General features: G+C 44.9%; 11 protein-coding genes. 6 read left to right on the forward strand and 5 right to left on the reverse strand.

What is annotated here, in order from left to right; genetic code table 11:
* Positions 1–107: 107 nt before the first annotated feature.
* Positions 108–2,576: a penicillin-binding protein 1C gene (gene pbpC / locus ACO08K_RS19105; protein ID WP_421798017.1), complete on the reverse strand. Its 2,469-nt coding sequence runs from the start codon at positions 2,574–2,576 to the stop codon at positions 108–110.
* A 227-nt stretch (positions 2,577–2,803) separates the two neighbouring features.
* Here pbpC and ACO08K_RS19110 point away from each other — a divergent pair, with 227 nt between their 5' ends.
* From ACO08K_RS19110 to ACO08K_RS19130, 5 genes are all read left to right on the forward strand, one after another.
* Positions 2,804–3,448 (forward strand): RNA recognition motif domain-containing protein, encoded by a 645-nt coding sequence (locus ACO08K_RS19110; RefSeq protein WP_421798018.1) that lies wholly within the window; start codon positions 2,804–2,806, stop codon positions 3,446–3,448.
* A gap of 120 nt (positions 3,449–3,568) precedes the next feature.
* Entirely contained in the window at positions 3,569–5,221 is a 1,653-nt protein-coding gene (locus ACO08K_RS19115; protein WP_421798019.1) for a tetratricopeptide repeat protein, read from the forward strand.
* Positions 5,222–5,378: 157 nt separating this feature from the next.
* Complete coding sequence (locus tag ACO08K_RS19120) at positions 5,379–6,215, forward strand: glucosaminidase domain-containing protein (protein ID WP_421798020.1); 837 nt, start codon at positions 5,379–5,381, stop codon at positions 6,213–6,215.
* A 367-nt stretch (positions 6,216–6,582) separates the two neighbouring features.
* On the forward strand, positions 6,583–9,036 hold the full coding sequence (locus ACO08K_RS19125) for a TonB-dependent receptor domain-containing protein (protein ID WP_421798021.1): 2,454 nt from the start codon (positions 6,583–6,585) through the stop codon (positions 9,034–9,036).
* 72 nt (positions 9,037–9,108) lie between these two features.
* Positions 9,109–11,778 carry a TonB-dependent receptor domain-containing protein gene (locus ACO08K_RS19130; protein WP_421798022.1) on the forward strand — a complete coding sequence of 890 codons (2,670 nt, stop codon included), beginning with the start codon at positions 9,109–9,111 and terminating at the stop codon, positions 11,776–11,778.
* Between the two features lie 157 nt (positions 11,779–11,935).
* On the opposite strand, the gene ACO08K_RS19135 is transcribed toward ACO08K_RS19130, so the two are convergent.
* From ACO08K_RS19135 to ACO08K_RS19150, 4 genes are all read right to left on the reverse strand, one after another.
* Positions 11,936–12,805, reverse strand: a complete 870-nt coding sequence (locus ACO08K_RS19135; RefSeq protein WP_421798023.1) for a hypothetical protein — start codon at positions 12,803–12,805, stop codon at positions 11,936–11,938.
* Between the two features lie 38 nt (positions 12,806–12,843).
* Positions 12,844–14,448, reverse strand: a complete 1,605-nt coding sequence (locus tag ACO08K_RS19140) for a hypothetical protein (protein ID WP_421798024.1) — start codon at positions 14,446–14,448, stop codon at positions 12,844–12,846.
* Positions 14,449–14,471: 23 nt separating this feature from the next.
* A complete protein-coding gene (locus tag ACO08K_RS19145; protein ID WP_421798025.1) occupies positions 14,472–15,917 on the reverse strand; it encodes an AAA family ATPase in 1,446 nt (481 codons plus the stop codon).
* 416 nt (positions 15,918–16,333) lie between these two features.
* Positions 16,334–17,617, reverse strand: a complete 1,284-nt coding sequence (locus ACO08K_RS19150) for a DUF4142 domain-containing protein (protein ID WP_421798026.1) — start codon at positions 17,615–17,617, stop codon at positions 16,334–16,336.
* Positions 17,618–18,214: 597 nt separating this feature from the next.
* Here ACO08K_RS19150 and ACO08K_RS19155 point away from each other — a divergent pair.
* Complete coding sequence (locus tag ACO08K_RS19155; protein WP_421798027.1) at positions 18,215–19,726, forward strand: TlpA family protein disulfide reductase; 1,512 nt, start codon at positions 18,215–18,217, stop codon at positions 19,724–19,726.
* Positions 19,727–19,753: the final 27 nt, after the last annotated feature.

Consider the following 19,753-nt stretch of genomic DNA (forward strand, 5'->3'; position numbering starts at 1 on the left):
AGTTTATAACTATTTCCAGTATATCTTTGAACCGTAGTTTTCTCATAGTATGTTGTCCGGCTCCCGCATTGGTACATCCTTAATGCGGGAGTCTCTTTTTTAACCTCTTACTTCCTTTGCTGTTTCAAGATGATTTCAAATCGCTGTTCCAGGCGATAGCCATTTTCATCCACCAAAGTCAACAAATGTTTCCCTGCTGGAGGCTCCAACGCAAACTGGTGAAAAGTTTGGGTGGTACCTACAAAATCCTGGTCGATGTGCCAGTGGATTTTCGCGTTAGCCCGGCGATGGGCCACCTGAAAAATAGTTTTGGATTTGCGACCATCCAGGTCAACTGGCACAAATATCCTACTGGCTTGCCGGGGATAAATCAATTGCATCGGGCTTGCATCATTGCCCATTCCTGATCGGCAATCCGGATGGAAAGCAGGAAGTGCGGCGTACTCCGGGTGGCGTTGACGATAATAGAACTCTTCCAAGGGGGGCAAAACCAACCATGGGCGATGTACAATTTGGTTAGGTAAATAACATTGTGCATTGACCTGATACTGCTCGCTTTGATCCAGGTGGATCAATTGATGAAAAGCACAAACAGGGCTGTTTAGTGCTTTTTGAGGAACACTGGAAGTATCAACCGGACAATATTGCCCAGCTCGAAAACCCGTTTCCCGACAAACCTCAACCTTAGCCATATCATCGTAGGGAGGAGAAAACCAGGAACTGGCAGGTAACAAACCAAAGGTTTCAAATAAAATCGGGGCAGCAGCCAAAGTTCCCACCAAACCGGGGCGCCCTTCACCGTCGGCATTCCCAGCCCAAACACCAACTACGTATTCCGGAGTTACCCCAATTGCCCAGGCATCCCGAAAACCAAAACTGGTTCCGGTTTTCCAGGCTACCCTTCTGCTGGTGCTAAATTGCTGCCATTCGCCCTCAGTTCCAGGCCGTTGGACCTCTTGCATGGCCTCAAATGTGGCCCAAATGCTTCCCGCGGAAAATACATCTGGGTTGGTGTCCAGATCTTTGAGTTTGGGTACAGCTTGCTCAGGAACTGGCTGGTAAAAAAGCGGGTGGTAATCGTTAGGGTCATACCGACCACTGTATCGTGGAAAATGCCCCAAAATCCGGGCCATCGATGCATACATACCACAGAGATCCCATAATTTGGTCTCTGCCCCTCCCAAGATTAAGGACAATCCATAATGCCCCGGAGCTTGGGTCAAGGTACTCATCCCTAATTTTTTGAGCTGAAAATGAAAGCGATCATAATCATATTGCCGCAGCAAGTCAACAAATGGGATGTTCAGGGATCTGGACAATGCTTCACTGGCCGGCACCAATCCATCATAGCCTTCCTGGAAGTTTTCAGGGCGATAACCATTAATGTTCATCGGCACATCGGGCAAGAGGCTATTTGGCAAAATAAGGCCATCCTGAAGGGCCAGGCCGTACAAAAAGGGCTTGAGGATGCTCCCACTACTCCGAGGAGCAGTGATCACGTCAACTTGTTCACCATGATCTGCACCGGCATTGGGGGCATTCCCTACATAGGCCAGCACTTCACCGCTGCGAACATCAGCCACTAAAATCGCCAGGTTGTGAATCTGACTGAATTTTAATAGCTCCTGATGGCGCTGAGCAAGATTCATAACTCGCTCTTGCAACCCGAGTTGAATACTGCTGCGAATCCGTAAACGCCCCTTTTCTTTTGCAACCCGATCCAACAAATGGGGTGCCAAACGAGGTAAGGGGTGGGGTGCTTCAGGCAAATCCTCGGATTTTGCCAATTCACAGGTCGTTTTATCAATGATTCCTTTAGCTGCAAGCCGATCAAGGAGTTTGTTGCGTTTATTGAGCAAGGTGTTCCGGTTGCGGCCAGGGTGAATCAAAGCAGGGCTGTTGGGCAGAACCGCGAGGAGCGCACCTTCAGCCCAGGACAATAAAGCGGGAGATTTGCCAAAGTACCGCCAGGCTGCCGCCTCAATCCCAACAACATTGCCCCCAAAAGGTGCATTCGCAGCGTAAAAACGCAAAATCCTGGCCTTGGAATAACCAAATTCCAAACGAGTGGCCAAAAGGGCTTCAATGATTTTTTGGGGAATACTCCTGGCAGGATTTCCTTTAGCCATTCTGATCACTTGCATGCTGATGGTACTCCCTCCACTCACGATGTGCCCACGCCTCAGATTTTGAAAAACAGCACGCATTAACGCAAAAGGATCAACTCCCTGATGGTGGTAAAAATTTTTATCTTCAAACTCAATCAGTGACTGTATGTATACTTCTGGAATGCTATCCGGCTCAGGAAAACGCCACTGACCATCAGCCGCAATTCGTGCTGAAAGCAGCTCAAAATGAACATCTTCGACCACTTGGCTCACTGGAGCATCAAAAAGAGGGTAGGGTAAGCAGAAAAGATACCAAAAGAAAAAAATAAATCCACTCCCCAGGGCAATGCTGAGTGGTTTAACTTGCTGATAGTTGATTAAGAGCGACTTAATGAGTTGTAATCGCTCAATAAATTCACCAAAAACAGGCCAAAAAACGCGTAGAATATATGTTTTAATTCGATTCATGACCCTGCAAATTAGGGGTTTTTTAGTTTTTTTTTTCGGCCCCCTTGAATTATTGGTGTACATTACCTTAAATTTGAGATGGATTTGTTCGCCTTTAAGTTTAGCTGATTTGATTGAGTGTGTTTTTTTGACTTCACTTCCATTGCTTCACTTAGTGGCTTTACATCATCAAAATCAGTTGTTTTTGTTTTTCATCCATAATTATTTCATTCCTTTATTTTTTTCAAATGAACATTTTTGTTGCAAAACTCAATTTCGGGACATCTAGTGAAGACCTGAGAGAAGCATTTGAAGCTTTTGGGGAAGTTGATTCCGCAAAAGTTATCATGGACCACGACACCGGCAAATCCAGAGGCTTTGGCTTCGTTGAAATGCCTAACGACGACGAGGCGCAAGCCGCTATTGATGCATTGAATGAAACTGACTTTGACGGAAACACGATAGTAGTTAAGAAAGCTGAACCACGTGAAGGTGGTGGCGGCGGCAGAGGTGGCTTTGGTGGCGGCGGTGGCAATCGCGGTGGCGGTGGCTACGGCGGCGGCGGCGGCAACCGTGGTGGCGGTGGCTACGGCGGTGGCGGCGGCAACCGTGGTGGCGGTGGCTACGGCGGCGGCGGCGGCTATGGCGGCGGCGGCGGCGGCAACCGTGGTGGCGGTGGCTACGGCGGTGGCGGCAACCGTGGTGGCGGCGGTTACGGCGGTGGTCGTGACGGTGGCTACGGTGGTGGTCGTGATGGCGGCGGTTACCGTGACAAAGGCGGCAGTGGCGGTGGCTACGGCGGCGGAAGTTACGGCGGCGGCGGTTACCGTGACAACAAAAGCAATGACTACGGTACCAATGACCGTTACAAAGATGACGACGATCGGTATTAATCGGTCAACACTACTCGTGTAAGGATAAAAAATGCGGGCATCTCTGTGAAAAGAGGTGCCCGTGTTTTATTTTAGCCCAGTCCTGTTCTTAAAAAATACCGAAAGACAATCTGGCAAAGTATGAAACTCTCCTATTTCAACAAATTCTGGAAATGGTTCACCCAAAACCTTAATAGCACCCAGGAAAGAAAAATGCGGATGACCTTTCACCGATTTTTTGACTGGATGATCATTTTTGCAAAATTGTTTGGCCTGATCCTCATTTTGGTCCTAATTCGCAATATCAGCATCGAAATGCGGAAGGACGCCTATTCCATTCAAACCTTTCACGTGCCCAAAAGCCTTGAGGAATCTGGTTTCAACGGCCTGGTATTGGCTCAGGAAATCATGGATGAAGTAGCCGCAATCAAAACAGATGCCGGAAGTATAAAAAATGACTCAGTCAAATTTGATGCAGCCCTAAAACCAGAAATGGACCTCAGCGTGATGGGCGTTGGGTTTTCTACTCAAACCATCTTGTATTATGCCAAACAATTATTGGGCAAAAAGGACCGTACCGTAAGTGGTGAGTTAACCACTCTGGCCCAAAACATGACCCTCACCCTCCGCTTTAGTGATGCGGACAAAATTGAAGTTCACAATTTTGAAGATTCCCTTACCATTGATAAACGGGTAGACAAATTGCTCAAAGAAGCTGCTGAAAAGGTTTTAAGGTGGTCGGATCCATACATCCTTGCTGTCTATTATTACCACCAGGGGCGTTTTGAAGAAGCTATGGAATGTGCTAGAGGAATCTTGAAAGAACGCCCAAAAGAAGCTTGTTGGGCTTACCTTGCCTGGGGTAGTATTTTGGTCAGACAACAAAACTTGGCAGGCGGGATTGAGAAATTTGAAAAAGCCCTGGAATTAAAACCCAACCTCGAACCAGCCTTGGTCAATCTCGCCTGGATGCACTTCCAACAAGCACAATATGCCCGAGCATTAAGCAACTTTGAAAAATTGTTGGCATTTGCCAAAAATAATGCTACACGTTCTACGGCATTGAATGGCATTGCTCAAAGTAGCTTTCGCCTCAAACAATATGATAAGGCAGAACAAGCTTATGAGCAAGGACTCAAGGAATTTCCTCAAGATGTTTATCTGTACGGCAATTATGCCGATTTTAAAATTCGGATCAAAAAGGATACGGCCGGAGCACTGGATTTGTTTCGACAAGGTCGTGCCCAAGCTCCGGAAACGGCCGTAGGTTATCTTTTCCAATCGGCTAGTTTGTTTTATGAAAATCGAGTCGACAGCGCTACCAAGATGTTGTATAAAGCGCTTGAATACGAACCGCGAAACCTGGATGCTCTTTCTCAGATCGTACAAATTGAATTCCGGAAAAAAAATTACGATCAAAGTCTACAAATGGCCAGAAAAGTTTGCCAGGTTGTAAATGGAAATACCCAAAAAAACCAGGATTTAAAATACCGGCAACAAAACATGTTCAACTACATGGCCATGGCCCACTATGGCCAGTTCCGTTACGATTCAGCAATGCACTATGCGCGTTATGCCATCGCAGTAGACACCAACGTTGCTTATCCATACACCACTTTGGCTGAGTCTTACGCCTTCCTGGGGCAAAAGGAACTGTTTTATCGAAATGTGGGTAAAGCGGTTTCCAAAGGTTTTGAATACACCCCTGAAACGGTCAACCAGGAACCTTACATCCGTTTTATCAATGACCCGCGCTTTCTAAAGGCTTCGAAATATAAACCACTCAAAAATTGAGACTTAAAGTTGTTGGAAATATTTTTGTTTAGAAAGTTTTAAAATCATTTGTTTTTTAAAACTTTTAATTTTATCTTTGTTATGTTGCCAACAAGGACGGAGAGGTCAATCAAACCTTAAATTGTTGGATGTCTTTATCGCTTAAAAAACAACCATCATGGGCGCATCACAACCAAGATACCACACCAACTACTCCAATGAAAGCGGGCCGAACCGTAATGGACGCCCCTCTGCTGGAATTGCCACGCACAACAATGCCGAGGACAATTATCCAAACCTGATCGACCTCGTTCGCCAGACTTGGATGGGCATCGGAAAACTCTACGTTGCAGGGAAATACCTTGTCCATTCGATTAAGCACAATTTGTTTGAAAAACCAAGAGTGCCCTATTTTAAACTGGGCATTTTGGCAGTGGCGATGTTTTTGGTCTTTAAAGAAGATCTACGATTTACCTTGAACCTCAAATTGCCATCCTGGTTGATTGGTCAGTCCACTCAAAATACTGACCAGGTAGGTGTAGCTCAATTTGGTATGGCTCAATCCATTGCTTTGCCGACAAAACCAAGCAGCCAGGAGACAGCTCGAACATCCAACCCGCAGGAAGCACAAATTGATGCCTACATCAAACGCTTTCGCCGGGTAGCAGTTATGGAAATGCAACAATTTGGCGTGCCAGCCAGTATCAAAATGGCACAAGCACTATTAGAGAGCCAGGCGGGTACCCTCAATGAGGCAGTTGTTAGCAACAATCATTTTGGCATTCCCTTGCGCAATACTCCAGTCGCAACCGCCTGGGAAAGCTGGAGAGCCCACAGCCTTTATTTGCGCAATGAACATCCCGAACTGTTCAAATATGGAAGCAACTACAAACGTTGGGCCAAAGCTTTGGAAAAAATAGGATATAATCCCATGGATGACTATGCCCAACACTTGACTCAAATCATTGAACATTATCAATTGGATAAATTGGATAAAATGGGTGCTGACCAATAGAATTGGTGATGTTGTAGCATCGTGTCGAATTTGCTGATTCAAGCCCCTTAAAAGCTGTTTGGATTCGTTTGAACAGCTTCATAATTCGTCTTTCCTATCTTGCTTTCCTTATATCTAAGTGGTTTTCTCATGAATGATGGGCCGTGCCGACTGAGGACGGCCCTTTTTTTGCAAACCAATCAACCATGGTTTCTTGATTTTGAGCGATAAAAATACCCCTGCTCCAATTCCTTTCGTCGACTCTCTCCTGCCATCGGGCATTTTTTTCCTTTTTTATCCAACACTTCTACTCCATCTGCAATTAAAGTGGTGTACTGGGCAATAAAGCAATGTAATTTTGCACCCTTATGTCCATCAAACTGTAACCATGAAATATTCTGTCCTTTTCCTGATCGCAACTATTTATTCATGCTTCCTATCCGCACAAAACCCTGGCAACAAACCAGGTGAAAAAAACACCATTAAAGGCAAAATAACTGGAGTGTTAATTGATTCCGTCAGCCGCCAACCAGTAGAGTTTGCTACTGTAATGCTACTTGAAACCCAATCGCAAAACCAAATTGATGGTTTGACGACGGATGAAAAGGGGGAATTTAAGTTCAACGAAATTGCCTTGGGGAAATACCAATTGGTTTTTTCTTTCATTGGATACAAAAACAAAACTTCGAGCATTACCCTGAGCCCGGAGAAACCAGACTTCAATTTGAACACCATTTACCTGATCCCGGATAGTTATGTTCTGGAAGGGGTAGAAATTGTAGGTCAAGCTTCCATTGTCGAAAACAAGATTGATAAACTGGTGTACAACGCCGAAAAGGACGTGTCAACCGCGGGGGGCGATGCTTCTGATGTGCTATCCAGGGTGCCTATGCTTTCGGTAGATGTAAACGGAGGGGTCAGTTTGCGGGGCTCCAGCAATATTCAAATTTTAATCAACGGGCGCCCATCAGCGATTTTTTCCGGTGGTGTTGCGGAGGCCCTGAAATCCATTCCTGCAGAACAGATCAAAAGTATTGAAGTCATCACCAGCCCTTCGGCGCGTTATGATGGTGAGGGAAGTGCTGGGATCATCAACATCATTACCAGGAAAAAGGCACCACAAGGATTTACCGGCAATGCTTCAGCATCTGTGGGGACCAGATCCAATAACGGAAATTTAGGATTGACCTATGCAAAAGGCCGTTTTGGTTTAAATTTCAGTGGTGGATTCCGAGGTAACCCTTCCCGACCTTCCATCAGTGAATTTGTTCGCAGAGATTTTTTGGATTCTGGTGAACGAGTGCTGACACAAAACGGAGCAGGCGATGGTAATAACTTTGGTGGCCGCGCCAACCTTGAACTGAGTTACGACATCAATGCTTACAACCGCGTATCTTCCAATGTCAATTTTGGCGGAAGGGGCCGCGAAAGTACAAACTATACCGATGCCTTGTTCATTGACCCTGCTGCAAACCTTCGCCAGGAATACACCCGCGAATCTTTTGGGGACACCCGGAGCAATGGCCTGGATTGGAGCTTCGATTACCGCCGAACTTTTTTAAAACCAGGAAAAGAACTAACCTTCGCCGTACAGTTGGAAAATGATAAGGATCGGGTGGAAAACCTGGTGCAACAATCCGGGAATGATTCGACCTTGTACCGCAACGAAAGCAATGGCAACCGGTCCCGCAATGGCGAAACCCTGATCCAGCTGGATTACACCCACCCATTTGGTGAAAAAGTAAAATTGGAAACGGGGGTGAAAGGTATTTTTCGGGGCATCAGCAGCGATTTTGAATACCGCAATTTTGATGCAACCAGCCAAACTTTCATCCTGGATGAATTGCGCTCAGACCAGTTTGATTATTTGCAAGATGTGTATGCAGGTTATGCATCTTTCAATGTAGAGCTTTCTGATAAATGGGGTCTTTTGGCTGGCGCTCGTTACGAAGCAACCAACATCAGTGGGGACTATGACAACGCAGAGCGTCAACCATTTTCCTCCAGCTATGGCAATGTACTTCCCAGTGCAACCTTGAATTACAAGCTCAGCGAACTCAGTGGCATCAAATTCAGCTTTGGCCAACGCATCCAACGCCCGGAAGAAGATTTCGTCAACCCTTATGTAGCCGTAAGTGACCCTCGCGATATCACCGTTGGTAACCCTTTACTTTTGCCCGAAGTAACCAACCAGTACGAACTCACTTTTAACAAATCCGCTAAGGCTTTCAACATGAACGTTGGCACCTTTTACCGCGCTACTCGCGACATCATCGAGCCCATTCTGAGCATCATCGATGATGGGGTGAGTTTGACCTCCTACCAAAATATCGGTAAGAGCTCCACTTTTGGTGGCAACCTTTTCGCCTCTGTTACGTTAAAGGACAAACTGCAACTAAGAGGAAATGCTACGGTTATCTATTACAGCGGAGAAGGGGTTGTAAATGGAGTACGCCTGACCAACTCTGGGGCCTACTGGAACGGAAACATGAACCTGAGCTACACTTTTTCCAAAACCCTTCGTGCTGAAGTCAATGGATTTTACTCGGCTCCCCGGGTAAGCTTGCAAGGCTCCCGAGCTGCATATGCCCGAAGTTCTTTTGCCGTACGGAAGGACATTTGGAAAAAGAAAGCTTCGATTGGGATCGTTGCCGTTCAGCCGTTTGCCAAGTATCTGAAATTCCCCAATCGTTTGACTGGCTCCAATTTTGAACAATTCAGCCAAAACGCAATTGCTCAGCGCTCTTATGGGATCAGCTTTAGCTATCGTTTTGGTAAACTGGATTTCAAAGAACGAAACAGTCGTGGTGACGAACAAAGGGAAGGCAATGATGGCTTCTAAGAGCATGCTCTAAAATGCCATACTAATCAATTATGCAACAGTTATAAACACCGTAATAGGACGGATTAAACAATGAAAAAATCAATATTCACTCTACTGTTTTTTGGCCTAGGTGCCATGCTTTTTGCCCAACAACCAGCAGCAAAACCAGCCCAAGACACCACAAAAAAAACTAGCCAGCAATGGCCCGGTCAAACTCCAGGTACACCAGCAAAAGCTCAACCACCTGCAATGGGTGGTGGACAGCCAGGAGCATGGCAACAACCTAGCCAAGGCATCACCGGTCGTATATTTGGCATTCTGATCGACTCAAGCTCCCGTCAACCGGTTGAATTTGCGACAGTGGTGCTCACCAATGCTCAAACCCAAAAACAAATTGACGGAGTTGTGACCGATGAAAAAGGTGCTTTCAAATTCCCAGAGGTGGTTCTGGGGAAATACGATTTGGGTTTTTCCTTTATCGGTTACCGTACCAAAAGCATCAAAGGCATCACATTGACTCCTCAAAAACCCGATTACAATGCTGGTAACTTCATGCTGGCAGCCGAGAGTGTAAATCTTGGCACGGTGGAAGTGGTTGGTCAGCAAGCGGTGATGGAAAATAAAATTGACAAGTTTGTGTACAATGCCGACAAGGACATTACCACCAGCATCGGAGATGCATCCGAAGTCCTGCAGCGCGTGCCACTACTCGCGGTAGATGGTGATGGCAACCTGTCCTTGCGGGGCTCCAGCAATGTTCAAATCCTGATCAACGGGAAACCTTCAGCCCTGTTTTCTAGCGGTAACGTTGGGGATGCGCTGAAATCCATCCCGGCAGATCAGATCAAAAGTGTGGAAGTGATCACCAACCCCTCCGCCAAATACGATGGGGAAGGCAGTGCGGGGATCATCAACATCATCACTAAAAAGAAATCAGCGGAGGGCTTTACAGGAACTGTATCCGCTTCAGGAGGGACCCGCTCCAATAACGCCAACCTTTCGCTGAATTACCAAAAAGGTCGCTTCGGTTTGAATTTTACAGGAGGTACTTTTTACACGCCACCTCGCCCTTCCAGCTCTACCTTTTTGCGGGAAGACTTCCTCAGCACCGGAATACGCACCCTTGATCAAGAGACCAATGGCAACAGCAGTTATTATGGCCCACGCGGTACCCTGGGCATGAATTACGAATTCAATGCCTACAACAGCATCAACTCTGCTTTGACCTTTAATGGTTTTGGCCAGATTCAGGACAACACCACCGATGCCCTTTTCCTCGATCCCGCTTCTGGTTTCCGCCAGGAATACACCCGGGTCTCTGAAGCCAATTCCCTACGTGGAGGTTTTGACTGGAACTCCGACTACCGCCGCACTTTTAAAACACCCGAGCAGGAACTGGTTTTTTCTTTTCAATTGACGGGGCAAAACAGTTTTACCAAAAATAGCTTGAACCAGTCAGGAAGCGACGCGAGCTTGCTGCGCGATGAAAAAAACGACAACCGGGGCATCAACCTGGAGTCTACCCTTCAGCTGGATTATGCCCACCCATTCAGCAAAAAAGTAAAACTGGAAACGGGGTTGAAAGGGGTGATGCGCGACATCGATAGTGACTTTTCTTACAGCAAACTGGATCAGAGCAGCCAGCAATATGTAAAGGACCCGCAGCGATCGGACTTGTTTTTGTACGACCAAAATGTATTAGCCGCTTATGCTTCGTTCAACGTCAAATTGGGCGAAAAATGGGGGCTTATCGCTGGCACCCGTTACGAGCGTACCGACATTGCGGGCAAATATCGGAATGCGGAAAGGGTGCCTTTTAGCTCGGATTACGACAACTTCCTACCCAGCGTCATCCTGAGTCACAACCTGAAAAAACCGGGTTCTTCGATCAAGTTGAGCTACGCCAACCGCATCCAACGCCCAAGTTTACGTTTTGTCAACCCCTATATCGAGTTGACTGACCCACGTGACATCACGGTTGGTACCCCCTTGTTGTTCCCGGAACAAACCGATCAACTGGAGTTGAACTACAATACCTTCTTCAAAGGTGGTGCCGTTTTTAACGCTGGTATTTTTACCCGCTTCACCAATTCCATCATCGAACCATTCACCATCGTCATCAACGATGCGGACAATATCCCGGCTGAACAGGCAGCTTTGATCAACAGCATCAAACCCTTCCTGGGCCAAATCGACGATGGCATCAGCATCACGACCTATCAGAACATCGGGAAAAGTACCACGATTGGCTTCAACGTCTTTTCCTCGGTGACCATCAAAAAAATTCAACTGCGCGGCGGAGCAACCGTTTCGCACTACACGGGTGAAGGCCTCTTGGGCGGCGAGCGCGTCAGCAACTCTGGGGTGGTTTGGAATGGCAACCTCAACTTGAACTGGAACGTCTCCAAAACGCTGCGTTTTGAAGCCAACGGTTTTTACCTCTCACCACGGGTAGGTATCCAGGGCGTGCGCTCGGCTTATACACGCAGCCAGTTTGGCATTCGTAAAGAGATTTGGAAGAAAAAAGGCAGCATCGGCATCGTGGCGGTACAACCCTTCAAGCGGGATGTTACTTTCCCAACTAGACTGGAGAGTGCTTCTTTCCGGCAAACCAGTTCCTACTCCTTTGCACAACGATCTTACGGCCTGTCTTTCAGCTACCGCTTCGGTAAACTGGACTTCAACAAAGCGCCTAAAACGCGTAACTCCAAGATCAAGAACGACGATTTGAAGGATAGTGGGGAGAATAGTGGATTTTGACGAATGACGAATTTCTCGAATGACGAATGACGAATTGGGAGCGTCGCCTCCAAGTTTTGTTAGTAGGTACAAATAAATGGAACTCCAATTTTGAGGTTTCAAAAAACTCAGGTGAATCCACCCTATTCGTCATTCGTCATTCGAGAAATTCGTCATTTCAATACAGTTTCGTAAAACTCATCCCGCCACCAGTCGTTTCAATAGCAAAGGCAGCCAAAGTTGGGACACCCCACTCTTTTCTGTGCTGATCTACAAGTTCCAATTCCGCCTTGCTTAACTTGTCAATGGGGGCGATACAATGATAAAAATAAGGGCTCTCCTTTTTGAACCATGCCAAATACTGATCGTACATCCACGCGTAAACTTCAGGATTGAGCTCCCCTTTTTTTACAGCATCTTGCCACAAGGGCCAATACGCTTCATTTTTTGGAAGGCGTGCATTGTGATGGATGATGATTTCAGCCTGGTGTGCAGCGGCGAGGCCAACAATTTGCTCCGAAGGAAAACCATATTTGTCAATTAATTTGAGCAAAGCAGCAAAATTCAAACTGTCTGAATACATTGCTGATTCCTGATGCTTTCCATCTTTTCTTAGCGTATCCTGATCAATGTGGTATAGGCTATCTAATTGATGAATGTAAGTGCTGTTAAATTCAACTTTAAAAAGTGGAGCATTTTCCGATGTCAGCTGTTCATATGCGGGGGTATTGGTATATTTTTCCTGAAAACTGGCCCCTTGAATTTGGACGTAGTAATTTCCACCCTGTTCAATCGACTTTTCAAGATAAGCCGTCGCTTTTTTGTATTGGTTTAAATGCGACTGGGCAATGGCCGCTGCTGTGTAAGTATCACAATGCACATACTTTACCAACTTCATCGCCTTTTCATATTGATCGGCAGCTTCCTGGTATTTTTTGTGGTACAAGAGTTTATTGCCCTCATTGACCAGGGTGTAATATGGAATGTAATTTTGGCCTTGAATGAAGCCCACAAACAAACTCGAAATAAGCACAAACAGTGTTTTCATAAGGAATATAGTTTTGATGAAATAATCTATGGTTCCATTTATCTCTTCTTATACAGGATCGCTCGCCCCAATTCCGTAGTAGAAACTTTGATGTAAGCTTGATTTAACTGCTCCATAATTTCCAAAGTATAGGAGTGTTGGGCATATTCCGGACTGGGGCTCAACAACAATACGTAATCAATCTCTTGCCCCTGCGTACGTCGTTGGAAGCTGAGTATATCTGCCCGCGGCGGGCGATGGTCAAAATTGATACCATCTTTATCTGTTTGGGTGTACATGTTGGTTTCCCAATGGGCAACAGTGGGGAAATACCAAAAATTGGCTTCGTAATTGTCCGAAATGACCAGGCTACTTTGTGCGCCGAGGTAACAGTCAACATGGGTGAAAAGCCAAATTTTGTCAGCGATTTTTTTACCCTCCGGGGTGTGCCCATCCCAATCGTAATTCAACACCAAAACGCGCGATTGATCGGGGATTTGGTAGCGTAGAGAATACACTTCCTCCGCATAATCTGAAGCTGCCCGGTGAATGGGGAGTCGTACCCACAATAATGCGGCCATAATCAGGACTGCAAACCCCATGCTGATTTGTTTTACCCATTGAGGAAAAGATACCGTAGCCATCCACATGATTAAGGCAAGAAAGGGAATCATCACCATCCGCAAAGGGACTTCCAACCCACCCGACAGACTTGAAGGTGGGTTCATGATCACAGCAAACGCCAGTACCACAAAAATCAACAAACCATCCGCCTCCAACCAACGCCGTTCCTTCCAACGCAGCCAAACCGCATAGCCGAACAACAACAAGCAGAAAATACTGATGGGCATCACGAACGGGGCTTCCTGCTGACTCAGATTGACCAGTGCGGTCATCCGCAAAAGGTTGCCCCACACATTGCTGCTGCTCGGGCTGGCCTCCGACAACCAATCGCGTTTGAGGATAAAATGGGCAAACAAAATCAAACCAGGCAAGGCCACCAGCAAGGTTTTGCTGCCCTGTTGGAGTAGATTTTGCCAAGCTTCACGGAAAGTATGCTGTTGCACTTGCTGGAAAAACTGCCCCAAGGCCAGCGCGATAATATTCAGTCCAGCAAAAAACAGCCCAATCGGGTGTGCCAGATAGAGCGCAAAAAACCACAACGCCAGGGCCAACATCGATAAATAATCCGTCGAGCGCCGCCACTTCCACCAATACCCCAGCACCCAAAACCATAGCGCCAGGCTCAAAGAGTTGTTCAAAAAGCCCATCATCACAATGTGATTCCAGGCGAACAAAATCCCCAGGGCGCTCAAAAAAACGGCATCTGGATTGATCTGCCTGCATAAAAAGCGAAAGCCACCGGCGAAGAGCAAGATGTACAAACTGAAAAATAGCTTTTCGGCAACTGGGGCAGGAAAAAGCATCAGGAGCGGCACCTGTATCAAATTGGTCAACCAGTTGGGATCCAGATTGGGATTGAGAAAATAAAAAGGTTTGTAAAAATCCAGCGCTTCACCACGGTACCAATCGAGCAGGATTTTGGAATTGTACAAATGGCAAGGGCCATCGCCCGTGACAAAAAAAGTGACTGACCAAATGGGGAGTAGGGCCAGGAGTAGGAGGAGCGTGAAGAGGATGGGTTCGTAGGGTGGTTTTTTCATGGCAATTTTGACAGAGGAAGTCATTATATAGGTTCGAACAAACAATTCATATCCAAAACATTATCCACAACACCCAAGCTATGCTCATTGGGCACCAGTGGGAAAGTAGTCAGTAGAGTAAAAAACAACTGTTTGGTACTCCCCGTAGCCGACTTAAAAATGGCCTTCTTCAGGAGGATTTCTTCCGCTAGTTCTTTGTTCAAAACGAAAGGTGACTGATAAAATTTGATTTCGAAAAGATTAATGGCCTGGTCGTTGCGATCAATCAAGAGATCTAGCTGAATACCTCGACCAAAATCACTCTTTTTTAAATAGAATGCCGAAGCTTCGGTATAAATTCCGCTGATGCCTAGTGCTTTTTTGATAGCGGGAATGTGTTTTAGACAAATACTTTCATAGGCATAGCCACTCCAACTTTTCCAGGCTTGGGTTTGGGCCAATCGTTCCCAGGTTCCAGCTCCTTCACCCCGTTTGTCTTCAATAAACTGGAGATAAAATAAGGAATACTCATCTGTTAAGCGATACCGCAACTCTTTTTTCTTTTTGCCAAAAGCATAAAAAGCCATGATAAAGCCAGAATTGGCCAATTCTTCTAAAATCCTCGTGGAGGTACCGCCGTCCGCCAGTCCGGTTTTTAACAAAATATCTTTGCGGGTCATGCCCTGCCAGGTGTTGGCCAAAGCCCGGATGATCAGGATGTGGTTTTCGGCATGGTCAAACAAGGCGGGATATAATTCAGTAAATTCTTCACGCAAGAAGCCCTGTGGAGAAAAACAAATTTGATCAATGTTTTGGGTCGCCGTTTTGCCAGCTTCCACTTCTTTCAAATAGTGTGGAATGCCCCCCATTGCCATGTAAATTTGTAAAATATGGTACCGGTTGAGTTGGATTGATCGGCTTTGTAAAAACTGTTCGGTTTCGTAAAGGGTGAAAGGCTGTAGGTTGACCCGTCGGGTAATGCGGTTGTGCAAACCTCCTTTGTTTCGTACTACATTTGCAATCATCCAGGAAGCTGCCGAGCCACAAATGACAATGACCACGTTGTTTTGCGAAGCCCAGGAATTCCAAAACAGGCCAAAAGCTTTTAAAAAATCGGAATTACGACCAGCCAACCACGGGAATTCATCCAAAAAAACTACCGCTTTTTCCCCATTCATCCGTTTTTCCAAAAAAATGATCAACATCTGAAATGCTTCTTGCCAGTTTTTGGGGACCTGAAAGGGGAGAATGGGTTGGGCGTAATAATTCAGACGGTCGGTAAAGTGTTGGAGTTGTTCGCGCGTACTCCCGTTTTGGACACCCGTGATTTCAAAATTGATTTTTCCAGCGTAGGTCGAACGCACTAAAAAGGTTTTCCCAACACGCCGCCGCCCAATGACTGCTACCATTTCAGGTTCATTGGATTGTAGGGCTTTTTGTAAAATAAGTTGCTCGGCTTGGCGACCAACCAAGGGTGTTTGGATGCTCATACCTGGAAATTTTGCAAAGTGTTTGTACAAATATAAAGATTCCGCTGGAATGAAGAGCAATCATCTCAGCGGAATGTGGCATTTTTTGGTTGATTCCGCTGAGATGTACGGCTTTCATTGCAGCGGAATGTTGAATAGCATGTAGTACGTAGCGTTTTTCACCTCTGTTCCTTGTTTTTGTTAAAATTTAACTTTTGCTTTTTTGCATTACACTGGTGGTAGCAAAGAAAGAAACAGTATATGTACATAATGTTCCGCAACATTAAATCAAACTTCATAGTGCAGCCCAATAGAAAAATCCCTAAAAAAAACTCACCCAGGAGGGCCATCTGAAATAGGTAACTTTCCGGAAATCAGGAAAATGCTATCTTTTGGCCCTGCCTGGGTGAGTTGGAGCTAATTCAGGCTCTTAACGATTATTTATTGTCTCTCAGTTTTTTAGCCTCTTCAAGGTGCATGGCTATTTGCATACGGGTCTCATCAAGGTGTGCTTTCAGTGCCTCGCTTTTGGTAGAAGTGATTGACTTACTGTCAATCCAGGCCAACACTTCCGTGTGGCCTTTGATCATTGCATCAAGATAAGCTGATTCAAATCCTGTACCTTCCAGTGCAGCCAATTTGGTCAGTTCTTGGTTGCCTTTTTTCTTGAACTCCTTGATACTTTCGGTTTCTTGGGGTTCAATGTTGATGCTGTCGCCAAGTGCCAATGTTTTTTCCAAATTGCTGCTATGGTGCTCACTCAGCATCGTGGCGTACTCCGATACCCTTGCGCTGATTTTTTTACTTTTTGCAGCAGCAGCTGCATCGATTTCGTGGTGGTTTACGGCTGCCAAAAAAGCAAGCATTTCACCTTCACTGCCTTGCCCATTGGTTGCATTGCGCATGGTAGTAGAGTTCATGTGCTTATCAGAATGAGGAACAGAGTCTCTACTAGTACGAGGCATTTGGGTGCCTTTCTTGTAGGTATTACCCATGGTATCTCTGGTCATTTCTGTGGAGTTCTTACGATTTTCTGAATAAGAAACAGAGTCCCTGTTACGAGGCGTTTGGGTTCCTTTGTTGTAGGCACTACCGATCGAATCTCTCGTCATTTCTGTTGATTTCACTGGCTTTTCGGAATAAGGAACCTTGTCTCTTGCGGGAGGTGATTGGGTTCCTTTTTTGTAAGTTGCATTTGTAGCATCTCTGGCCATATCTTGGTCAAAAGTCATCCTTGCTTCTTGAGCAGTTGTGGTCCCATCCAGAATGTCTCGGCTGAGCTCAAGTGAGCGTACATTTTGGCTTTCCAGGTCATAGCGTACCGACACCTCTCTCGCTGGTTTGTTTACAACAATAGCATTGTCAAAAGCCATGAGTTCTTTGAGCCGTTTTTTGCGCATTTTGGGATAAGCAATGGTGTACTCTGTGTAGTTCTGGCGTGACGCATCCGAACCGTTGCGCATCACCCGAATGCGCTTGTATGGCCCCTGGTCGTACCAAACTGCACCTTCTGATGAAACTTCTGCAGGATCCCCATATTGGGCGATCATCGTTTGAACAGCACTTTGAGATGGCCAGGATGACCACTCCGTTGAGCGTGCTTTGTCCATACTTTCTCGTTTAGGGTTTTGGTTCGCGGGGGGCTTTTGTTGGGCGTTCATCGGATTGCAGCAACCGAAGTACATGCCCAGGGTCAATAATAAAACCATCGAAATTTTCATGGTAAGAAATTGAAGTAATTAAGATAAATGGATAATGTGTTTAAAAATAAAAACACACGGGTGATTTGATTTTTAACAGTGCGCAAAATCGATGCCAGAAAGAAAAGGGGAAAACCTAGAAGCTTTGTGCCCAAAACGGGTGAGATTTCCCCGTTTTGTCAGGTAAAATGCTCAATTTGTAATCGTATGGTTATTTTTTATGGTTCAGAAAATCAGTAATTTGTGTTTTTGGGGATTCAATTTGGAGGTCCATATTTTTTTAGTTCAAATTTGACTTCTATTATTTTTTTCATTATACTTACGGTGGAAAAAGAAAGAAACAGTATAAATATGTAGTTATTGAAGCAAAATAAAAACATGATAACTCCGTAGCCACCTGTTTCGTCGTAGTAAAATCAAAAACAAGGTAGGTTTAGAAGCTCAACTACAAAGGATGCGCCTTTATAGCTTGTTGAAATTTTGTGGTCAGACAACAAACGATCCAAAGCCTAAATCGTGCTTAATTGAGGAATGATCCAATGCGAGGTGGAGCTTTTTTTAAAATCCTTATTCCTTAACAGCTACAGTTTGCTGTTAAGGGGTAGCAATAATTGAACAATGAATACATTATGCTTTTTAACCCAATTTGCATGGCTCATTTCCCTGGTTTTTTGGTTTCCTGGTACCCAACCTCAAAGCGAAAGCGAAAACCAGATTGTGATATTATTTGATCAAGCTTCCATTAATTTTACCCATCAACTTCCCAGTGGAAGCACAATGGCAATAGGGAATTCCGAAATTCGCTATTTGGATGACAATCTTATTGAACAACGCTTTACTCCTCGTTATGCCCCGGATAAAGATACACTAATCATTAAAAGCCAAAGAGAATGGATAGAACTAAGTCATGCTTATAAAGGCGCGGAGACCTGGAGTTTCTTGTTTCAAAAAGGAGATACCGTGATATTTACTTATAACGATAAAACACCTCACGCAACAATTGTAAATCGCTCTGCTAACACTTATGAAACCAATTACAACTTAGAAAAAATAAATAAAATCTATCAAGATAGCTTTCCGGCTTATACTTTATTTTTTCGTCCAAGCTTGTCCATGGCTCGCCACCCGGGTAAAACCATGCAAGAAGTTCAAAGTTTATATTTTAAAAAAGCTCTTGCAGAATTTCAAATAGAAAAAATATGGCTAGATTCTCTTTTTGAAAGCAAAGCAATTTCTAAAAAAGTTTATCAATTGTATACGTATGAAAGTGAAGTAAAACTTGTCACTTTAAGGAAATACAACTCAATGCGTCTGAAACTCCCGTACCCAAATGACTCTTTATTAAAATCGATAAAATTGATAAGCAATTTATCAGGGAGTAATCAGATCAGCGATGAAACCTTGCAAAACATGACCGTTAAAGGTTTTGTAACGGGCTATTTTCATTCCATAGCCCCTATGATAAGTACCTCAAATTCTCGTTTGCCTGATTACAAAGCGGTTTATGATTCAATTAGTAGATCGCCTCTATTGAGTAAGAAGGCTAAAGAAAGTTTTTTATTTGAAACCATGAATTTTTTGGTGCAACAAGGGTCGTTGGAAGAAATTAAAAAATACTCCAGCAAATTCGACCGTGATGTGGAGAATGTTGCGTTAAAAAATGCAATCAAGAAAAATTTCAACCTAGATTTTAACCAAGCTAAGCAATTGGTTTTAAAAAATCTGAACGGAGATACTTTGTTTTTATCTGATTTGTTAAAGAGTTTAAGAAACAAAGTAGTATACCTCGATTTTTGGGCAAGCTGGTGTGCGCCCTGTTTACAGTCTCTTCCTGCTTCAATAGCGTTAAAAGAAGAACATTTAGGTGATGCCGTTGAGTTTATTTATTTATCCATAGATGAAAATGAAGAGCAATGGAAACGGGCAGCAGCCAAGCATAAAATTAATGGACAAGCCCATTCTTTTTTAATTTTGAATAGATACACATCTTCATGGTTAGATGAATTAAAAGTCAACGCAATCCCTCGTTACATGATTTTTAACAAGCAAGGAATTTTAGCCCATAAAAATGCTCCAGGACCAGGAGGTGAAGAGGTGAAAAAGCTTTTAGCAAAATACTTGGCTGAATAGATTTGTTTGTTGAAGGAGTGAACATGT

Source organism: Haliscomenobacter sp. (assembly GCF_965225875.1).
Lineage (GTDB): Bacteria > Bacteroidota > Bacteroidia > Chitinophagales > Saprospiraceae > Haliscomenobacter.